2 protein-coding genes are annotated in these 809 nt (G+C 32.1%); both read left to right on the top strand.

The features are described from left to right. Nucleotides 1–268 (top strand): putative toxin (locus tag KVT34_RS29575; RefSeq protein ID WP_254635236.1); only part of this gene is annotated, 268 nt, incomplete at its 5' end. Between the two features lie 23 nt (nucleotides 269–291). Then, nucleotides 292–809, top strand: a 518-nt coding sequence (locus tag KVT34_RS29580; RefSeq protein WP_217563225.1) for a hypothetical protein, incomplete at its 3' end; no start/stop codon positions are given.

An 809-nucleotide genomic window follows, 5' to 3' on the forward strand; every position in this document is an offset into this window, starting at 1 on the left:
AGAACTTGGATTACAGAAAAATACTAAAACGGTAAATGGCCGGATTCCTGATAGTTTGTCTAAAGGGAGAATTACGGAAATTAAAGATGTCCGAAAAGTATCGAAGACTCAGCAGTTTAGAGACTATGGGAATACAGGAAAACCTATTGATTTGATAGTTTCTAGACACTCTAAAGTATCTAAACCACTAAAAAAATTGATAGAAAATTCTAAGGGAACAATAAAAGTTAGACATGGGAAAAATAAGTACTATACGTATAATAAATAATAAATATACAAAAGAGGGTTATTATGGTAGAAATAAATATTTATACAACTGAAAATATTAGTTCAGAAATATATGCAAAGATATTTTTTCAGCTGATTCAAGAGATTGGGATAGAGTTTCAAAAGATTGCGCTATATGAACCAATTAATAAAGAATTTTCTATGGAGAAAGCCATTGAAATGTGGACACTTGCTGAACCAGGGTGCTATGATTTTGAGTTAGATGAGATGGTAGGTACTGCTGGTGGAATGCTGGGAAAAGGAAAAGGTATTTCCCTGATGGTAAATTGGTGGGAAAATCCTAAGGAAAAAACCGTCAACTATTTAGTAATTGGTTTTTCAAACAAGGTCTTTTTGAAATATAAGGATAAAATAGTAGTGGTATTTCAAAAGCTGGTATCAGAATTCAATGCTATATACGGATATATTAGTGATGAGGGGATCATAAATAGACAACATATAACAGGCGCGATAGACAATAGAATCCCTGGAATCTTTGAATATAATCATTTCGGGAAATTATTTGTTGATTGTATAGGGGA

Origin of the sequence: Paenibacillus sp. GbtcB18 (genome assembly GCF_019091125.1) — a bacterium.
Taxonomy (GTDB): domain Bacteria; phylum Bacillota; class Bacilli; order Paenibacillales; family NBRC-103111; genus Paenibacillus_F; species Paenibacillus_F chitinolyticus.